The sequence below is a fragment of the Neptuniibacter sp. QD29_5 genome (assembly GCF_047778125.1).
Taxonomy (GTDB): Bacteria; Pseudomonadota; Gammaproteobacteria; order Pseudomonadales; family Balneatricaceae; genus Neptuniibacter.
Window position 1 is genome coordinate 93,410 of sequence record NZ_CP180556.1, and the last position, 16,501, is coordinate 109,910.

The 16,501-nt window shown below is 41.2% G+C and carries 12 protein-coding genes; 7 read left to right on the forward strand and 5 right to left on the reverse strand.

Annotation, left to right across the window (positions count from 1 at the left end; genetic code table 11):
- Positions 1-132 precede the first annotated feature (132 nt).
- From ACMXYR_RS00415 to ACMXYR_RS00425, 3 genes are all read left to right on the forward strand, one after another.
- Complete coding sequence (locus ACMXYR_RS00415; RefSeq protein ID WP_415902471.1) at positions 133-1,839, forward strand: methyl-accepting chemotaxis protein; 1,707 nt, start codon at positions 133-135, stop codon at positions 1,837-1,839.
- Between the two features lie 411 nt (positions 1,840-2,250).
- Positions 2,251-2,562: a hypothetical protein gene (locus ACMXYR_RS00420; RefSeq protein ID WP_415902472.1), complete on the forward strand. Its 312-nt coding sequence runs from the start codon at positions 2,251-2,253 to the stop codon at positions 2,560-2,562.
- A gap of 290 nt (positions 2,563-2,852) precedes the next feature.
- Positions 2,853-3,359 carry a Crp/Fnr family transcriptional regulator gene (locus tag ACMXYR_RS00425; protein ID WP_415902473.1) on the forward strand — a complete coding sequence of 169 codons (507 nt, stop codon included), beginning with the start codon at positions 2,853-2,855 and terminating at the stop codon, positions 3,357-3,359.
- 202 nt (positions 3,360-3,561) lie between these two features.
- Here ACMXYR_RS00425 and ACMXYR_RS00430 read toward each other — a convergent pair whose 3' ends face one another.
- Together ACMXYR_RS00430 and ACMXYR_RS00435 are read right to left on the reverse strand one after the other, a co-directional pair.
- Positions 3,562-5,922: an ATP-binding protein gene (locus ACMXYR_RS00430; protein WP_415902474.1), complete on the reverse strand. Its 2,361-nt coding sequence runs from the start codon at positions 5,920-5,922 to the stop codon at positions 3,562-3,564.
- Positions 5,915-6,463, reverse strand: a complete 549-nt coding sequence (locus ACMXYR_RS00435; RefSeq protein WP_415902475.1) for a heme NO-binding domain-containing protein — start codon at positions 6,461-6,463, stop codon at positions 5,915-5,917. The genes ACMXYR_RS00430 and ACMXYR_RS00435 overlap by 8 nt, the downstream gene beginning before the upstream one ends.
- Before the next feature lie 203 nt (positions 6,464-6,666).
- On the opposite strand from ACMXYR_RS00435, the gene ACMXYR_RS00440 reads away from it, so the two are divergent.
- The 3 genes from ACMXYR_RS00440 to ACMXYR_RS00450 are packed head-to-tail and all read left to right on the forward strand — an operon-like array spanning position 6,667 to position 11,434.
- Positions 6,667-7,758 carry a response regulator gene (locus ACMXYR_RS00440; protein ID WP_415902476.1) on the forward strand — a complete coding sequence of 364 codons (1,092 nt, stop codon included), beginning with the start codon at positions 6,667-6,669 and terminating at the stop codon, positions 7,756-7,758.
- 7 nt (positions 7,759-7,765) lie between these two features.
- The gene (locus tag ACMXYR_RS00445) at positions 7,766-8,587 is read left to right on the forward strand and encodes a phosphate/phosphite/phosphonate ABC transporter substrate-binding protein (protein ID WP_415902477.1); all 822 of its coding nucleotides are present in this window, start codon (positions 7,766-7,768) and stop codon (positions 8,585-8,587) included.
- 12 nt (positions 8,588-8,599) lie between these two features.
- Positions 8,600-11,434, forward strand: coding sequence for an ATP-binding protein (locus ACMXYR_RS00450; RefSeq protein WP_415902478.1), 2,835 nt, complete (start codon positions 8,600-8,602; stop codon positions 11,432-11,434).
- Between the two features lie 207 nt (positions 11,435-11,641).
- Here ACMXYR_RS00450 and ACMXYR_RS00455 read toward each other — a convergent pair whose 3' ends face one another.
- The 3 genes from ACMXYR_RS00455 to ACMXYR_RS00465 form a co-directional block, all read right to left on the reverse strand.
- The gene (locus ACMXYR_RS00455; RefSeq protein WP_415902479.1) at positions 11,642-12,355 is read right to left on the reverse strand and encodes a substrate-binding periplasmic protein; all 714 of its coding nucleotides are present in this window, start codon (positions 12,353-12,355) and stop codon (positions 11,642-11,644) included.
- Between the two features lie 329 nt (positions 12,356-12,684).
- Positions 12,685-13,611, reverse strand: a complete 927-nt coding sequence (locus ACMXYR_RS00460) for a bifunctional helix-turn-helix transcriptional regulator/GNAT family N-acetyltransferase (protein ID WP_415902480.1) — start codon at positions 13,609-13,611, stop codon at positions 12,685-12,687.
- A 260-nt stretch (positions 13,612-13,871) separates the two neighbouring features.
- On the reverse strand, positions 13,872-14,633 hold the full coding sequence (locus ACMXYR_RS00465) for an AraC family transcriptional regulator (protein WP_415893004.1): 762 nt from the start codon (positions 14,631-14,633) through the stop codon (positions 13,872-13,874).
- Between the two features lie 318 nt (positions 14,634-14,951).
- Between ACMXYR_RS00465 and ACMXYR_RS00470 the strand changes: the two genes are divergently transcribed.
- On the forward strand, positions 14,952-16,445 hold the full coding sequence (locus ACMXYR_RS00470; protein WP_415902481.1) for a CoA-acylating methylmalonate-semialdehyde dehydrogenase: 1,494 nt from the start codon (positions 14,952-14,954) through the stop codon (positions 16,443-16,445).
- Positions 16,446-16,501 lie beyond the last annotated feature (56 nt).

The window sequence follows — 16,501 nt, forward strand, 5'->3', positions numbered from 1 at the left end:
ATAGTTATGCTTATTCACCCTATTTATTTTCCCCTTCCCCTCTTTAATTTTATCTTCAATTAGCAACTGTTACCCAAGCCAATATTTTTTTGCCTGCTACACTAAAAAGTACCGTATTTGGAGGAATTCCTCATGGCCAAAATAGCCATTACCCAGGGGATTTTTGCCAAAATGGCGTATCCTATTCTGGGTGTATTTATTGTGGCGCTGGCCGTTATGGCTTGGCTGATACCTTCAAGGATGGAAGATCGTGTACTGGAAGACACGGTATTTGCTGCAGAACAAACGGCTATCCAGTTTAAAACTTTACGAAAATACTATGTGCAAAACATTGCCTCTGTTGTCAGTAAAGGGTCTGATATCAAGCCTGCGATAGATCATCAGGGAAACCCTAAGGCTATCCCGCTACCTGCGACGATGATCCATGATTTGAGTAAATTGCTCGAAAACAACGGCGTTAACGTCAAACTTTATAGTGACTTCCCTTTCCCTAACCGCGCTAGTCGTAATCTTGATCAATTTGCGTCGGATGCTTGGGATTATCTGGTGGCCAACCCTGACGGCATTTACAAACAAGTGAGTAGTCACGGCGATAAGAGCATCGTTCGCGTTGCTATTGCCGATACGATGTCGGCCCCAGGGTGCGTTGCTTGCCATAACAGCCACCCCGATTCGCCCAAGACCGATTGGAAGTTAGGGGATGTTCGAGGTGTGCTTGAGATTGATTCAGATGTGACTGAGCAGCTTGCCTCAAGCCAAGTGACTAGTGTGACAGTGATTGGTTTTCTCTTATTGATGCTATTAGTGATTCTGACGACTATTTACCTTGCTTTTAAACGGGTGATTAGTCAGCGTATCGCTACAATTTCTGGGGCAATAGGAATGATTGCCGATGGTGAAGGAGATCTTACTCAGCGTTTAAATGAGGCGGGAAATGATGAGTTATCACTACTAGGTCATACTGTGGATCGGATGTTGTCGCAACAACAGGAAATGGTGCGGCAATTGACCCAAGTTTCGCATCAATTAGCTGATAAGACTGATCATCTACTGGTGGATATTCAAAATACAGCTGAGCATACCGAAGACCAATTGCAACGTACGACTCAGGTTGCAGCTTCAGTTGAACAGATGAGTGGAGCGATTCATGAAGTAGCGAGTAATGCTGCGTCGGCTGATGAAACCGCCAAAGAAACTAACCAAATGGCTGATACGGGTAAAACTGTGGTGACAGCCTCGGTTAATGCGATTAACCAATTATCAGAGCAGGTTGAAGAGACCGCATCTGTTATTGATACGCTACGAGCAGATAGTGAAGAGATAGGTAAAGTACTTGATGTTATCCGTGATATTGCCGATCAAACTAATCTATTAGCGCTCAATGCATCAATAGAAGCTGCGCGTGCGGGTGAGCAAGGTCGTGGGTTTGCCGTGGTGGCTGATGAGGTGCGTAACCTTGCTGGTCGTACCCAAAACAGCACCCATGAGATTCAGGATATGATCAACCGTTTACAGACTGGCGCATCAAATGCTGTACACGCGATGCAATCAGGGCAGGAATCTGCGAGTCATAGCGTAGAAAATGCCAGTCAAGCAGGTGATTCGTTGGAGCATATCACTCAAGCGGTGAGTAACCTTTCATTTGTTAACTCACAAATTGCTGCGGCGGTAGAACAGCAGGGTGCAGTGGCTAATGATATTAGTGAGCACGTTTCGTTCATTCAGATTAAATCGGAAGAAACTTCAGCCGAATCCGAACGCAATCAACAGGTTTGCCAAGAACTCTCGGCGCTTGCACAGCAGTTACGACAGAGCGTAAGCCACTTTAAGGTGGATTAACCGAAAAGTAATTGGTTGTAACAGAGTAAAACGTCATATTTCCTATGGCGGTTGCTCTGTTACTGCCAACCTTAGACTTATTATTCCTAAAGAGGGTGAAAGTATCGCTACTCTAAAGCTTTTTACCAGGCTAAAAATCATGGACGTAATAGGGTTCAGATGGCTGAAATTTAATGAGTTGATGTTTTTACGATCTAACTTTCTGTTCTTTAACGATAAAAGCTTCCTTTCCGAAATCTCCTGCTATTATTACGTAGTGATTTGATCTGGGTCAGCAATCCAAACCGACCAAATGGACTGTAGGGCTAATAGCCCTATAACATAGCCCGAAATGTATGTGGTCAATAGCGCATTAATGCCAGCTTCCCCTCATCTCCATGTTTAAACGCCTAAAGCTAGATGTATAACTTCATGAAATTAGTAAAAGATTTTGTCGAATATGAAATCGTATTTTATTGGGCTGATGAAAATATAAATCCTGTAAGCCCAATCTTTCATAGCATCCAACATGCTGAAGAATGGTGGAAGCATTATTTGTATTCACAATATAAAGGGGAAGAACGCCGGAAGACAATGATAGATAGACGTTCAAACCATGAAAAAAGAAATAGAATGGATAAGCACAACTTTTCGAGGCACAACCCACAAGGGCGAAGAGCATCAGACAAGCCAGTCTCAGTAGAAATTGACTTGTTTGCAGAGAAGATCAAACAGTTCAAGTAATCCCTTCTAAGAAATTATTCTCATACCTGCGCCGGCGCAATCGGATCTATATCTATGATAGCTAGAGTCAAAAGAAGGGCGTTCATTAGAAGCCGTAGTTCCACGATTAGGGAAAATCTAAGGTAAAAAATGAGTTATTGAATAGAAGAAATACTTCTAACACATAGCGCCCCAAGGAATAACAGATAAGTTCCTATCAAACTGATTGGTATATAGTTAATTTAAGTAAGTGACTAAAAAGACCAAATAACTTTCTCCCCACTGCGTTTTATTTAGGTAGAGCAATAACAATGAGCCACTCAAAGATCGATCTTTTATCTAACCGTTCAAAGGAAGACACGCCTTTGGACGAAAAGTGCCAATTGTTAGATGCCAGTGCATGGGGACGAGAATTCAGCTATGAACACATACAATATTTGGCGGAACACATGGATCTTTATCAGCTTAAGAAGGGAGAAAGTTTATTTTCTGAGGGGGAAAAGTGTTCCTATTTTGTTCTGATAATAAAAGGACAATTAGATGTGCTGAAAAAGGATGACCAGAACAAACTCAAAAAGATAGTTACTTTACGGGCAGGAAATACTATTGGTGAGATGGGTTTAATCGATAACGAAACTAGGTCTGCCACAGTTGTAGCTGCTACCGATATATCTGTATTAGTAATGACCACAGAGGGCTTTAAAAAAATGTGTGAAGCCCGTCCTAGAGTTGCTTTAGAGCTCGTAATGAGATTTGCTAAACAAATCAGCCAGCATCTACGTATGACGACTGGGAAGTTGGTGGATTATTTAGAATAGATTCTAATCTAACCCGTTGATATTAAGTACTAAGTTGATCTGTTTCTGTTGGTAAGTTGTTTTCTCCCAACTTGCAGCGGGCATAAGATATTCTTAGCGCATTTCCTATTGAAAAGCTGATCTTTTGCCGCGCTACGTCGTTTTAACCCATTACTCCGATCTTAATAAGCCTTTTCGGAATATTTTAATTATAAGAAGCACGTCATTTTAAATGTGTTAAATACTCTAGAGCTTCTTCGAATTCAAAGTCAGCTATTAACTTTTCAATGTCATCAAGCATTGGCTTTTTAGCTTCCTCACAAATTCTTGTTAGCACTTTAACTACATTCATTGCCTCAATATCACCTGCTACCAGTAACTGCTCTAACTGCAATTGCTTTTCTTTAAAGGCATTAGCGTCATATGTATTTGAGCTTTCTTGTGCGGAAGCAGGTTTATTGGCCATTTTGAGTTTTTGTAAACTCGCTTGGACAACTGCTAATTGACTATTTAGTTGCTCTGTTAGTTCTGTTCCTGAACTGTCTGAAAGGCATTCTAAACGCTCGAGTACAGCACAGGTTTTCTCTAGTTCAACTGCCCCAAGGTTAGCAAATACGCCCTTTACACTATGAGCCAGTTTGTTTATTTCTGTTAGATCCTTTCTATTCATTAGAACAGAAAACTCACGAGCTAGATCAGGGTAGCGAAGCTCATATTGCTTCCACAGAGATAGATAGAAGCTAATATCGCCCGAAACACGAGGAAGGCTATTTGTTAAATCTAGGCCATCTATGTGCTCGAAAATAATGTTTGGTGCATTAATTGTTGTACTCTGTGACTTTCTTCTTAATTGAGTAGAGGGAATCCACTTAAAGAGAGTCTCTTCAAGTTCATCCACATCAATAGGCTTAGTGATATGATCATCCATACCTGAGGCTAGGCTTTTTTCTTTATCTCCTGTCATAGCATGGGCAGTTAAAGCGACGACTGGTAGGTTCACATAGTCTGGATTGCTTCTGATATGCGATATAGCTTCAAAACCATCCATGACAGGCATTTGTAGATCCATTAATACAATATCAAAAGAAGATTCAGCCATTAGATTTAAAGCTTCTTGCCCATTTGTCGCACAAGTTGTATGTAAGCCCATACGTTCAAGCATCCCTTTAGCTACTTCTGTATTTAAAGGGTTATCTTCTACGAGCAATACACGTGCTCCCAAAATATCTTCAATACCATGTAGTGGAGATCTGGTTTTTCTAACAGAATCAGGTTTTATTTCAGGCTGTAAGACCTCTGTTAGCAGATCAAGGACACTTGAAGGGGTAATTAATTCGCTAATCGCATGAAGATTATAACTGTCATGATGTTTTGAGATGATTTTTGCTGTTCTTGACGAAGTGATCAGGATATTTGGTATAAGGATGACTTCAGGGACTTGATTACGTAATGCAAGGAGGTAATCAGGCAAGTCCAATTGAGCATTTGAAGGAGGGGCAATTACTATGCAATCAACCGGCTCCTTTATTACAGCGTTTTCAACAAGTTGGATAGCATCTCTACTATATTCTGCTGAAAGAATACTTAAGCCAAAACTTTCGAGTAGCTTCCTTAAGGTTTCATCTCCCCCCAACAATAGACAAGATCTTCCTTTCAATAAATGACTACATTTGGTTTTGTTTGGGTCTAATTTTAGAGGTAGTGATACGGTTACTTTAGTTCCCTTACCTATTTCACTTTCAAGATGGATAGTTCCGCCTAATAACTCTGTTAGCTTTTGAGTAATTGAAAGGCCCAGCCCTGTACCGCCAAATTGTCGAGTGGTACTAGAATCGCCTTGTGTGAATGGTTGGAATAGAAGTTTTTTTTGTTCTTTGGTGATACCAATGCCTGTATCTTCGACTACGACATTAAGGCAAGCGTTCTCACCATTTTGGTAAACTGCATCAACATCAACCGTGACCTTTCCTTTTTCTGTAAACTTGATGGCATTACTGACAAGATTTGTCAGTATTTGGTTAATACGGACTGGATCGCTGAGTACATAGTTAGCGAAACTGAAATCTCGATTCAGAGTAAAGCAAATTTCTTTTTCTTCGGCTTTGATCTTTTGTAGGCCGAAGAGATCACTCAATACTTCATCTAAGTCGAAAGGAACGATTTCAATATTCATTTTTCCCGCTTCAATCTTAGAAAAATCAAGAATGTCATTGATGATTCCTAGAAGGTTTTTGGCGGAGAATTGTATCTTGTGCAAATATCCTTGCTGTTGTTGATCTAACTCGACTTCAAGGGCTAGATGACTGAGACCTATAATGGCATTCATCGGTGTGCGTATTTCATGGCTCATATTGGCCAAAAACATGCTTTTATGTTCATTCGCATCTTTAGCTACAGCGAGAGCCGATTGAAGCTCTTTGGTCTTTTCTTCGACAATATTTGATTGAAAATCAAGCAGTTTCCTCAGCCTTTCATTGGCTTCAAAAAGCTCACTGGCTTTCTTTTCTAATAATTCCTCTGCTGATTTGCGCGCTTTTTTTTCACGGAGATATCGTTTTTCCCAACGATCTGCTTCGCTAGTCATTAGCATTAACTACAACAAAGTCGGTATGGTGTAGTCCATTTTCTTCTCGAGAGGTGTGCGTAACCTCTAGCTTATCACCGAAGAAATCACCACATCCTTTTATCAACCCTAATGCAAGGATCGAGAAAGGCCTCTTAGATCTGTAGTGTAGATTCAAAGTGCTTTGGTCTATACGTTCGCAATCAAATTCAGGTAATTCAGCTTCTGGGTAAAGTTTTTTTACTTGCTTGTGCACAGTACCGTCGACTGTTTCAAGAAAGTCTAAAGCAGAGCTAATGTTCTCTTTAAGGGTGGGGTATTTAGAGATCAGTATCCCAAAAAGATACTGCCCAAAAGCTTCTATTAAATCATCTACTGGCACGTCAACTTGTTTTGATAACTCGACAACCATTTTGACCATATCTTTATGGTCATAGTAACCTACAGATGTATAAACCCCATCTGATTTTAGCCCCGGCGTTTCTAAAACTTCATCAAGTACATCGGCAGAAAACTTCTCTTCTACCATCTCCATAAATTCAGTAAAAACAATCCCAAGCATGGCCTACCTCTGTCACTACATTTATATTAGCTATATATAGATAATTTCCTCTTCAACGGGAAATATCAAATAAAAGATAACTGACAAGGATCATTCTTAGACTAAATAACCACGTGAATTTTATTGTTTTGGATTGTGGCTGGAGATGGAGAACTCTAAAGTCTTAATTTATTTCATCGGATTAGTTTTTGGGGTTGCATTATATGAACGAAACTCAAAGCAAGACCATACTTGTAGTTGATGATGAGCCTATAAACATTATGGTCCTGTCGGACTTACTTAAATCAAAATACAGAGTAATTGCAGCAAAAAACGGCGAGCAGGCGCTATCCAGAGCTAATGGGGAAGTGAAACCAGATCTTATTCTTCTGGATGTTATGATGCCTGGTATGGATGGTTTTGAGGTTTGCCGGGAACTTAAACAGTCTACATCTACGTCAGCTATCCCTGTAATTTTCGTTACGGCAATGAACGAAGAAGTGGACGAAATGAATGGCTTGGAAGTTGGAGCTGTCGATTACATAACAAAACCTATTTCCCCCGCAATTGTTACAGCCAGAGTTGAAACTCATCTTGCATTAAAGAAAGCTCAGGATGAACTGGCTTGTCAGAATGAGATTCTTGAGAAAAAGGTTAAAATCCGTACGGCTGAATTATCTGCGACGCAGGATATAACCATTCTTGCTTTAGCTTCATTAGCTGAAACGCGAGATAATGAAACTGGCAACCACATTCGTCGTACTCAGTATTATGTAAAAGCTCTAGCGGAAGATCTGGTTCAGAATGGATTCTTCAAAGAAGAGCTAACAGATGAAAATATTGATTTAATCTATAAATCAGCACCGTTACATGATGTTGGTAAGGTTGGAATCCCTGATAGTATTCTTCTAAAGCCTGGGAAGTTGACGGAAGAAGAGTTTTCTGTGATGAAGTCTCATCCGCAAATTGGTGCTGATGCAATTTTAGAGGCAGAAGCTGGTATGTCAGATAGAGACAACTCTTTCTTACGTTATGCCCGTGAAATTTCTCTTACTCATCATGAGAAGTGGGACGGAACCGGATATCCTTATGGCCTAAAAGAGAACGAAATTCCATTATCAGGACGACTAATGGCAGTAGCAGATGTTTATGATGCCCTTATATCCAAGCGGGTATACAAACCTGCATTTGATCATGAAAAAGCAAAATCTATTCTTCTTGAAGGGAAAAGCAAACATTTTGACCCAGATGTTATTGATGCCTTTCTTCGTCAGGAAAAAGCATTCGTAGAAATTGCAGCTCAGTTTAAGGATTAATCATAAGATGTTGCTTAATAGACGTTTATTTACTTTCCTTTTTGTATTTACTCTAGCTTGCCCTTCGGTTTCAGTAGCGAAAACATTCACAGTTGGTGTGGTTCCGCAGTTCGATATCAAAACTATATATTCTATTTGGCAACCAATCTTAGATGTTTTGGAAGAAAAAACGGGTCATAAGTACGTACTTAAAGGGTCGAAGGATATTCCAACATTTGAAAAGGATTTTTCAATGGGTGCTTTTGATTTCGCGTACATGAACCCTTATCACTACACTATATCTGAACATTACAAACCTATTGCTAGAGATCATGGAAGGAAACTGTTTGGTATTCTGGTTGTTAATCGCGACGAAGGCATTAAAAACATCCAGCAGCTTGAAGGTCAAACCCTAGTATTCCCAGCCCCTAATGCCTTGGGTGCATCATTGATGATACGTTCTGAGCTTGAGCAGAAATATGGTATTAATTTTACGCCAAAATTTGTTAACACCCATTCCTCGGTTTACCTCAATGTTGTTTTGAACTTAGCCCCTGCTGGTGGAGGGGTTCAAAAAACCTTCAAGCAGCAACAATCAGATATAAAAGAAAAGCTTAATATATTGCTCAAAACGGAAAGTGTTCAGCCGCATCCTTTGACTGCAAAATTAGATCTCGATTCAGACATCGTAGAATCGGTTACAGAAGCATTGTTACAGATGGGAAAAGATGAAAATCACCAGAAGCTCCTTGCAAAAGTACCGTTTAAAAAAATAGGTGCTGCTAGTGATAGAGATTACGATCAAGTACGCAAGCTTAATCTCGAACGTTATTATGTTTCACCAAAGTAACTAGGATCTGAAGTGAAAATAGCGACTAAAATAATCACTCCCGTAATTGTAACCCTAGGCTTTTTTCTAGGTTCTGTTGAACTTGCTTATATCCCGTACTACAAAGAGCAACAGTTGGAAGTCATTATCGATTCTGAGCGTTCTGAACTTAAAGTGTTAGCTCCCATAATAGCTGAAGAACTTGCTGCAGGAGATCTATCTAAAATCTTTAGTATCCTTGAACGTCAAGAACGTATGCATGCCGAGGAATCAGAAGGAGGGATTGTTCTGTTTTCAAACTCGGGGCAGCAGCTATATCCCTTATCGCAGCGTGTTCTTTTTCATGAAGGAAGTGATGAATATTTGATCATTGAGGAAGAATTGACCTGGGGTGGGGAAAAACTGGGTAGTTTTAGGTACGAACTAGAAATTGAACATGAGCTTGAATATATAACTGACCAGTTAGTCCTTCTTCGCTTTGGCACTGGGGTAGTTTGCTTATTTATTGTTGTTTTTGGCGGTTGGTGGAATCGAAAATTAGTGATTCGCCCTCTAGAAGAACTAACAGGTGCTGCTCAAAATATCAGAGAGGGCAACTTTACCCAATCATTAACGGTAAAAACAAATGATGAGATAGGTGTTGTATACAATGCATTTAATAAGATGCAAAACACCATCAAAGATAAGAACTATGATCTACACCAAGCTGTAATCAGAGCTGAACAGGCTGCAAAAGCAAAGAGCGAATTTTTGGCCAACATGAGCCATGAAATCAGAACACCAATGAATGCGATTATTGGTTTAACTCATTTGTCTTTAGATAGTGCAGACCTAACCGAAAAACAAAAAAATTACTTAGAAAAGATTCAGCTCTCTTCGAAAAATCTCCTAGGCATCATTAATGACATCCTCGATTTCTCGAAGATTGAGTCCGGTCACATGGACGTTGAGCAAACTCGATTTAGTCTTGATCGAGTGCTTCAGAATGTTTATGTAGTTAATCATCTGAATGCGAACGAAAAAAACATTCAATTTATTGTTAAACGTAATTTCAATCTTGCGGATAACTTTCTAGGAGATCCATTACGGTTAACTCAGATTTTGACGAACCTAACGGGAAATGCCGTTAAATTTACCCAAAGTGGTTTCGTGAAGCTCGAGGCTGATAGTTTTATAAATGAAGAAGGATCTCATTTTCTTCGTTTCAATGTCTCTGATTCTGGAATAGGAATTGCCGAAGATAAACAGAAGCACTTATTTACACCATTCAACCAGGGAGATAGTAGTACCACCCGAAAATTTGGTGGCACCGGTCTTGGCTTGGCAATAACTGCACAGCTAGTAGAGTTAATGAAAGGTAAAATTAATATTAATAGCTCTGAAGGTAAGGGATCCACATTTACAGTTGAGCTACCACTGAAGGAATGTGAAGAACGTACACCTAAGAAAGGCAATAATTTTACCGAATTAGACAAGATTAATGCTTACGTTGTTGGCAACGCAGGGATAGTTAATGCACTCAAAGCCTTTGATGTAAATATTACAGGCAATGTTGAACACTTCTCAGATATTAATTGGAAGCACTTTAAGGTGGCTGCTTCTGATGAGTCGCATGAACTTCTTGTCTTTATGGACCTTGAAGGGCAATTTGATTACGACGCGTTGTATCAAAAAATGTCTGAAGGCCACGCCATAACTACTCTACCTACATGTGTTTTTGTAACCGGTTCAAAACAAACCTCCGAGATCAAATACGCCTTTCCTGTCTACCATATATCTGAATTACTTACGCCATCATCTGTATTTGGTGAGTTAGTAAATATTCTTAAAGACAGAAATAAGCTCGAAGATATTCGATTAGATAGTGAAGTACCCAAAAATGACCGATTAAAGGGATCAAAAGTACTTCTCGCTGAAGACAATTCAATAAATACAGAAGTCGCAGTTGGATTGCTGAAAGCATTAGGAATTGAAGTCGTTTGCTGTGAAAACGGAGAAGAAGTACTGAGCGCTTTATATCAAGAGACTTTTGATTTGATCCTGATGGATATTCAGATGCCTGTAATGGATGGGTATACAGCTGCAGAAGAAATTCGTAAAAGCCCTGAGTTTGATCAGTTACCGATTATCGCGCTTACGGCCAATGCTATGGAGGGCGACAAAGAAAAAAGTTTTTCTGTGGGAATGAATGATCATGTATCAAAACCAATAGACCCCCAACAACTCGAAGATGTGCTTTTACATTGGATAAAACAAGATTCAAGAGAGACTTCTTCTGAGAGTCGTCGCAAGACTGATGCTGTTCTAAATATTGAAGATGGATTAAACAGGCTTTGTGGTAACAGTGATTTGTATCAGAAGATGCTTGGGCAGATGCTAGAACTACTAGAGTCACTGCCAGGCCAGCTTATTGAGCATCCAATCAATGATGAAGGGGAAGAGCTTAAACGTCAGGTTCACTCAGTGGCAGGTGTTGCTGCTAATTTAGGAGCTTACCCTCTGCAGACGCTTCTTAGTAACATTGAGCATTCTGAAAACTGGTCAGAAGAATTTCTTCAGAATCAAGCCGAGCAGCTTTCGCAAGAAATATCCAAGTTAAAGAAAGAAATTGATTTGTATTGCGGTAATGGGCCCTTTGTAGACTCTAAAAGTGTTAATGCGTTAGATCTTTCACAACTGTTGATGGAGCTGGAAGATAAAGTCAAACAAGGAGATGTAAGTTGTATTGAGGCTGCCAAAGAACTTAAAAAGTCAGTGACAGGCCCAGAGTTAATTGCATTAGCAGATGAACTTTACAATTCTCTAGACAGCTTTGAGTTTGATGAAGCACTGAACATACTTGGATCAATTAAAAATACATTAGAGTAGCTAACATATTAGGTTGAAACTGTTGCTAATAGAGCACAAAGCCCTCTCTTGGGAGGGCTGCCTGTTATCCAAATATATATCAGTCATAAAGCCTCAGTTACCCTCTCCCTGTTTTTTCTCTAGGCGCTCTACCCTTATCACCGATAAGGAACAGCCCCCATCTGTTTCTTCGATAAACCTACCAAAGAGTAGGGTATACCCTACTTGCTAGTTACAGCCTTCCCTTAGTTTGAGAGAAATTATTGAATCATTGATTAGATTCAACCGCTCTTTGCTTTCATTCGAAAGCGGTAGAGCTAGATGTAGCTCCATCTGACTGAATGCATTAGCTGCTTTTCGTATAGAGTTAGTTGCGAATGCTTTTTTCTGATTCTTTAATGATTCCGCTTCTCTCTCCGATATCAATATATTGCTAACTCTTTTTTCCTGAAGAGCACGCAATAGAACTTGAGGGGTTGGGAACTTCTGAACTGTAATACCAAATCTAATCACTTCTTTTTCAAAGTTTTTTCCGTAATTGATTCCTATTCCTACACCAAGTGTTTGCCCCTTAATACCACTTAAATCGGAGCCTTGTTTAGGCGTATGACTGTATATGAAGCGACGGTCACAATAGAGAGGTTCAGAGAAAAGAAGCTGTTTGTCTCTGGTGGGAGTTCGCGTTAAAAGAGCAGCGATTGAAATCTGATGATCAGCAGCTTGCCTAAGTAACCTTTTAAAAGGGTAATAACTGACAGAATAGCTAAAGGCTGAGTATTCCATTATTTGTTCAAGTTTACCCAGAGCGATTCCTGATTCTTTTTCCCGGATGTAAGGAGCCCATATTGATACGCCAATGGATAACTCCTGTGCATTAGGTTCCTCGGCTAGTGCAAAAGAAGCATGCAAACTTAATATCAATAAATAGATGGTTACTTTCATGCTGGTTATAAATCAAGTTGCCTTGTCACAAAGGAAAGTATTAATGATTACTCAATATTTTCCAGACCACATAACTCTCATTAGTCTTCTTGAGGTTTTTTAGTCAAGAATGAATGTCTGTATTTGGATTAAAGTAGAAGCCACTCTTATACCAATAGCCTTTTAGGACGCTAGCGCTAGAGGAGAGATCTAAAAAATATCTACGGTGCAATAGCGAAGCGTATTGCACCGTAGATATTATGAGTTTGTGTAATACGCTAAGCTATTACACCCTATTTGCTTGCCGTCATCGTGAAATACATGGTCAGTAGTTCAACAGTTGTTCGCCTTCATGGTAAATCTAACGCCCAGTCTTCGCTAACCAAACTGCTTCCAAACTCCTTTTCAGACCACTGTCTTGTTCTAATGAAACCATGTTTTGAGTAAAGTTTTCGTGCTTGCGTTAAAGCATCGCATGTCCAAAGCACGACAGTGTCATATTGTTTACTACGACAAAAATCTAGGCATTGTTCTATAAGTTGAGTGCCAATACCAAGGCATCGAAACTTAGGTTCTACTAACAATGCTCTTAAGCGAGCAGTGCTGTCATTTTCTTTTACAGCAAATATGCAACCAGCAAACTCGCCGTCAACTTCAGCAACCCACCCCTGTTCATATTGAGGATCAAAGTTTTTTAAGAAGCTAGTAAGTACTTCCATAACCGCGAGTTCAAAGCTTTGCCCCCATCCATACTCTCGTGCGTAAAGATCTACATGACGTTTGATAATGTGCCCTGAATCTCCTAATCGAATAGGGCGAATCAAACTATTTTTATTATCACTTTTCTTTATCAAACGAGTTATGGTGTTCATCGCTTCGATCATTTGCTGCTGATCTTCGGGCGTAAACTCTTCAAGTTGATTACGAATATCTACTTGCACCGATGCTTCCAATTCCGCATACGTTGATTCCCCCAAAGACGTTAGTGTGAGAATCTTTTGGCGTTTATCAGTAGGGTTCTGCTGGCTCGTAACTAATCCTTCTTTTTTCAGGGTTGTTACTATTCGACTTACATACCCTTGATCCATGCATAACGACTGTGCAAGCTGACTAGTCATTAGAGACCGATTACTGGCGACTTCAAATAGGACTCGAAGCTCTGGCAGGGTAAAACCGCTATCTAAAAAGCGCTCATTTAGAATTCCCATTTCTCGAGTGTAAACTCGGTTAAATTCCCTGACGTTATTAATTGCTTTCAAAGTTACACCAAAAGTCATAAAAGCCTCCTCTAATAGCATGAGGTTATCATGTTAATATATGACTTTGTCAATTATTAGCTTTCTTGATAAGCCGAAGGTGTCTGGGCTCTTGAGTCTTAGATGCAGATATTCACGTTTGGCACAAAGCAGAAATTACTCCCACGCCAACGTCTTTCCTCTAAGCGCAGCCGTCCTCTAGCCACGCAGTGGCGCCCTAAAAGGCGAAGCCGATCTCTAGCGTAGCGTCCTGATGTTTCTTTAGCGCAGCGTCCTGCCCCTTAACTCCGATAAGGAAAAGCCCCCGTCCTCATCTTCCTATACTGACTCGGCGATAACCCCATCAGTTTCTTAAAGATCCGAGAGAAGTAGTAGGCATCGTCATAACCCACGGCAAAAGAGATCTCGTTGATGCTGTTGGTGGTGGTATCTAGAAGGTGACAGGCGCGCTCTATCTTGAGCTGGATAAAGTGGTTGATAGGGGTGGTTCCGGTGATCTCTTTGTATTTTTTTACAAAGTGGAATTTCGATAGGTTGACGCTTTCGGCCAGCGTATCTAAGTCCAGTTGCTCGTGCACATGAGTCTGCATCAGGCTATGAACGCGTTCTATATCCAAGCCTGCTCTCGACAATTTTTGCCGTGCTAGCGGTTGTAGCAGGGCGATATGGCTGAGTATCTGTCGAAGTTGGTTTGCTGCGCAGATATAAGCGTTGAGGTTGTAAGTGGATTCTCGGGCTTCGAGCAGGGCTTCAAAATCGCTGGCAAGGCGCGAGTGGATACCGATGGGAATAATAAATTGCCTTTGCGGGGACTCGCGCTGCTCCAAATGTGCCACAAAATCAGCGGCTTGATGGCCATGAAAGTGAACCCAATAGATAGTCCAGGGGCGCTTTTGCCGTGCTTTGTAGGTGTGAGCTATTCCTTTAGGAATCAGCAATATATCACCGGCTTTGACTCTAACCTTCTTATCATTAAGTACCGCTTCTCCTTCGCCGTCCAAACAATAGATCATTAGATAATCGTCATGTTCCATCCTTTCCATGTGATGCCCGCTGGCTTCGCGATAGTAGCCCATCCCTAGAGGATACAAGCCCTGGCTTAGCGGATTCTGCGCTAATTCAGCTACCACGCGCCTTGGGGTGACAAAGCGAATACTCTCCGGGGGTAAGGGCCAATTTGATGGGCTGCTCATAGCTACGACCTATGTATTAGGGTAATTACTTATATGATCGCAATATAGTCCATCAATTAGACAAGATTATCAATCATGAATTGCTAAGCTGCATGATAAAACAGAGTTATTGAGTTTGAACGCGACGTAAAACAATACAACTACAACAAGAAATACAGGTATCAGAGAATGACACAGCAAGTACCTTTACTTATCAACGGCGAATTTATTCAGAGTGAATCACAGACCCTGCTTCCAGTAACTAACCCTGCTACGCAGGAAGTGATTGCACAGGTTCCTTGCGCAACAGCTGCAGAAGTTGATCAAGCAGTAGAAGCTGCCAAAGCTGCGTTTGAAGATTGGAAAGAAACACCTGTAGGCGAGCGTGCTCGTCTGATGCTGCGTTACCAGCACCTGCTAAAAGAGAACCACGATGAGCTAGCAACATTACTTGCTCAGGAAACAGGTAAAACATTTGAAGATGCGAAAGGTGACGTTTGGCGTGGTATAGAAGTTGTAGAACACGCTTGTAACATCGCTTCTCTATCTATGGGTGAAACGGTTGAGAACGTAGCACGTAAGATCGATTGCTACAGCATCACTCAGCCACTAGGTGTATGTGTTGGTATTACACCATTCAACTTCCCAGCAATGATCCCTCTATGGATGTTCCCAATGGCGATCGCTTGCGGTAACACCTTCGTACTTAAGCCATCTGAGCAAGATCCACTAACGCCAATGCGTTTGGCTGAGCTATTCAAAGAAGCGGGTGCGCCAGACGGTCTTCTACAAGTTGTTCACGGTACAAAAGATGCGGTAAACCAGCTGCTTACTCACAAAGATACGCCAGCAATCTCTTTCGTAGGTTCTGTTGCTGTAGGTGAGCACATCTACCGTACCGGTACTGACAAAATGAAACGTGTTCAGGCATTCGCTGGTGCGAAGAACCACATGGTAGTAATGCCGGATGCGTCTAAAAACCAAGTTGTTAACAGCATTGCCGGTGCCTCTGTAGGTGCGGCAGGTCAGCGCTGCATGGCGATCTCTGTTGCGGTATTTGTTGGTGAAGCACGCGAGTGGATCCCAGAAGTACGTGATGCCCTAGCGAAAGTACAGCCAGGTGCGTGGGATGATCCAAAAGCAGGTTACGGCCCACTAATTAATCCACAAGCACGTGAGCGTGTTCTTAACTTCATCCAAGAAGGTAAAGACGCTGGTGCTGAATGTATTCTGGATGGTAGCGAATGCGTAGTTGACGGTTACCCAGACGGTAACTGGGTTGGCCCAACAATGTTCCGCGGTGTAACGCGCGACATGTCTATCTACCAAGAAGAGATCTTCGGCCCTGTACTGATTGCGCTTGAAGTAGATACGTTGGAAGAAGCGATCGAGCTGATCAACGAGAACCCATACGGTAACGGTACTTCCATGTTCACTTCTTCTGGTGCAGCAGCACGTAAGTACCAGCACGAGATCAAAGTAGGTCAGGTTGGTATCAACGTACCAGTACCAGTGCCTCTACCAATGTTCTCTTTCACAGGCTGGAGAAAATCTTTCTACGGTGACCAGCACGCTTACGGTAAGCAAGCGGTTAAGTTCTACACCGAGACTAAGACTGTGACAGCACGTTGGTTTGAAGATGATATCGATACTGGCGTAAACACAACGATCCAGTTGAAGTAATCAGTTGTTACGAACAGAACAATAACGAGAAAGAGGCACGGTTGCGTGACCTCTTT

Excerpts from the sequence above, each read along its gene's own strand:
- ACMXYR_RS00415 (WP_415902471.1), top strand. The coding sequence starts at position 133 with ATGGCCAAAATAGCCATTACCCAGGGGATTTTTGCCAAAATGGCGTAT.
- ACMXYR_RS00420 (WP_415902472.1), top strand. The coding sequence starts at position 2,251 with ATGAAATTAGTAAAAGATTTTGTCGAATATGAAATCGTATTTTATTGG.
- ACMXYR_RS00425 (WP_415902473.1), top strand. The coding sequence starts at position 2,853 with ATGAGCCACTCAAAGATCGATCTTTTATCTAACCGTTCAAAGGAAGAC.
- ACMXYR_RS00430 (WP_415902474.1), bottom strand. The coding sequence starts at position 5,922 with ATGACTAGCGAAGCAGATCGTTGGGAAAAACGATATCTCCGTGAAAAA.
- ACMXYR_RS00435 (WP_415902475.1), bottom strand. The coding sequence starts at position 6,463 with ATGCTTGGGATTGTTTTTACTGAATTTATGGAGATGGTAGAAGAGAAG.
- ACMXYR_RS00440 (WP_415902476.1), top strand. The coding sequence starts at position 6,667 with ATGAACGAAACTCAAAGCAAGACCATACTTGTAGTTGATGATGAGCCT.
- ACMXYR_RS00445 (WP_415902477.1), top strand. The coding sequence starts at position 7,766 with ATGTTGCTTAATAGACGTTTATTTACTTTCCTTTTTGTATTTACTCTA.
- ACMXYR_RS00455 (WP_415902479.1), bottom strand. The coding sequence starts at position 12,355 with ATGAAAGTAACCATCTATTTATTGATATTAAGTTTGCATGCTTCTTTT.
- ACMXYR_RS00460 (WP_415902480.1), bottom strand. The coding sequence starts at position 13,611 with ATGACTTTTGGTGTAACTTTGAAAGCAATTAATAACGTCAGGGAATTT.
- ACMXYR_RS00465 (WP_415893004.1), bottom strand. The coding sequence starts at position 14,633 with ATGGAAAGGATGGAACATGACGATTATCTAATGATCTATTGTTTGGAC.
- ACMXYR_RS00470 (WP_415902481.1), top strand. The coding sequence starts at position 14,952 with ATGACACAGCAAGTACCTTTACTTATCAACGGCGAATTTATTCAGAGT.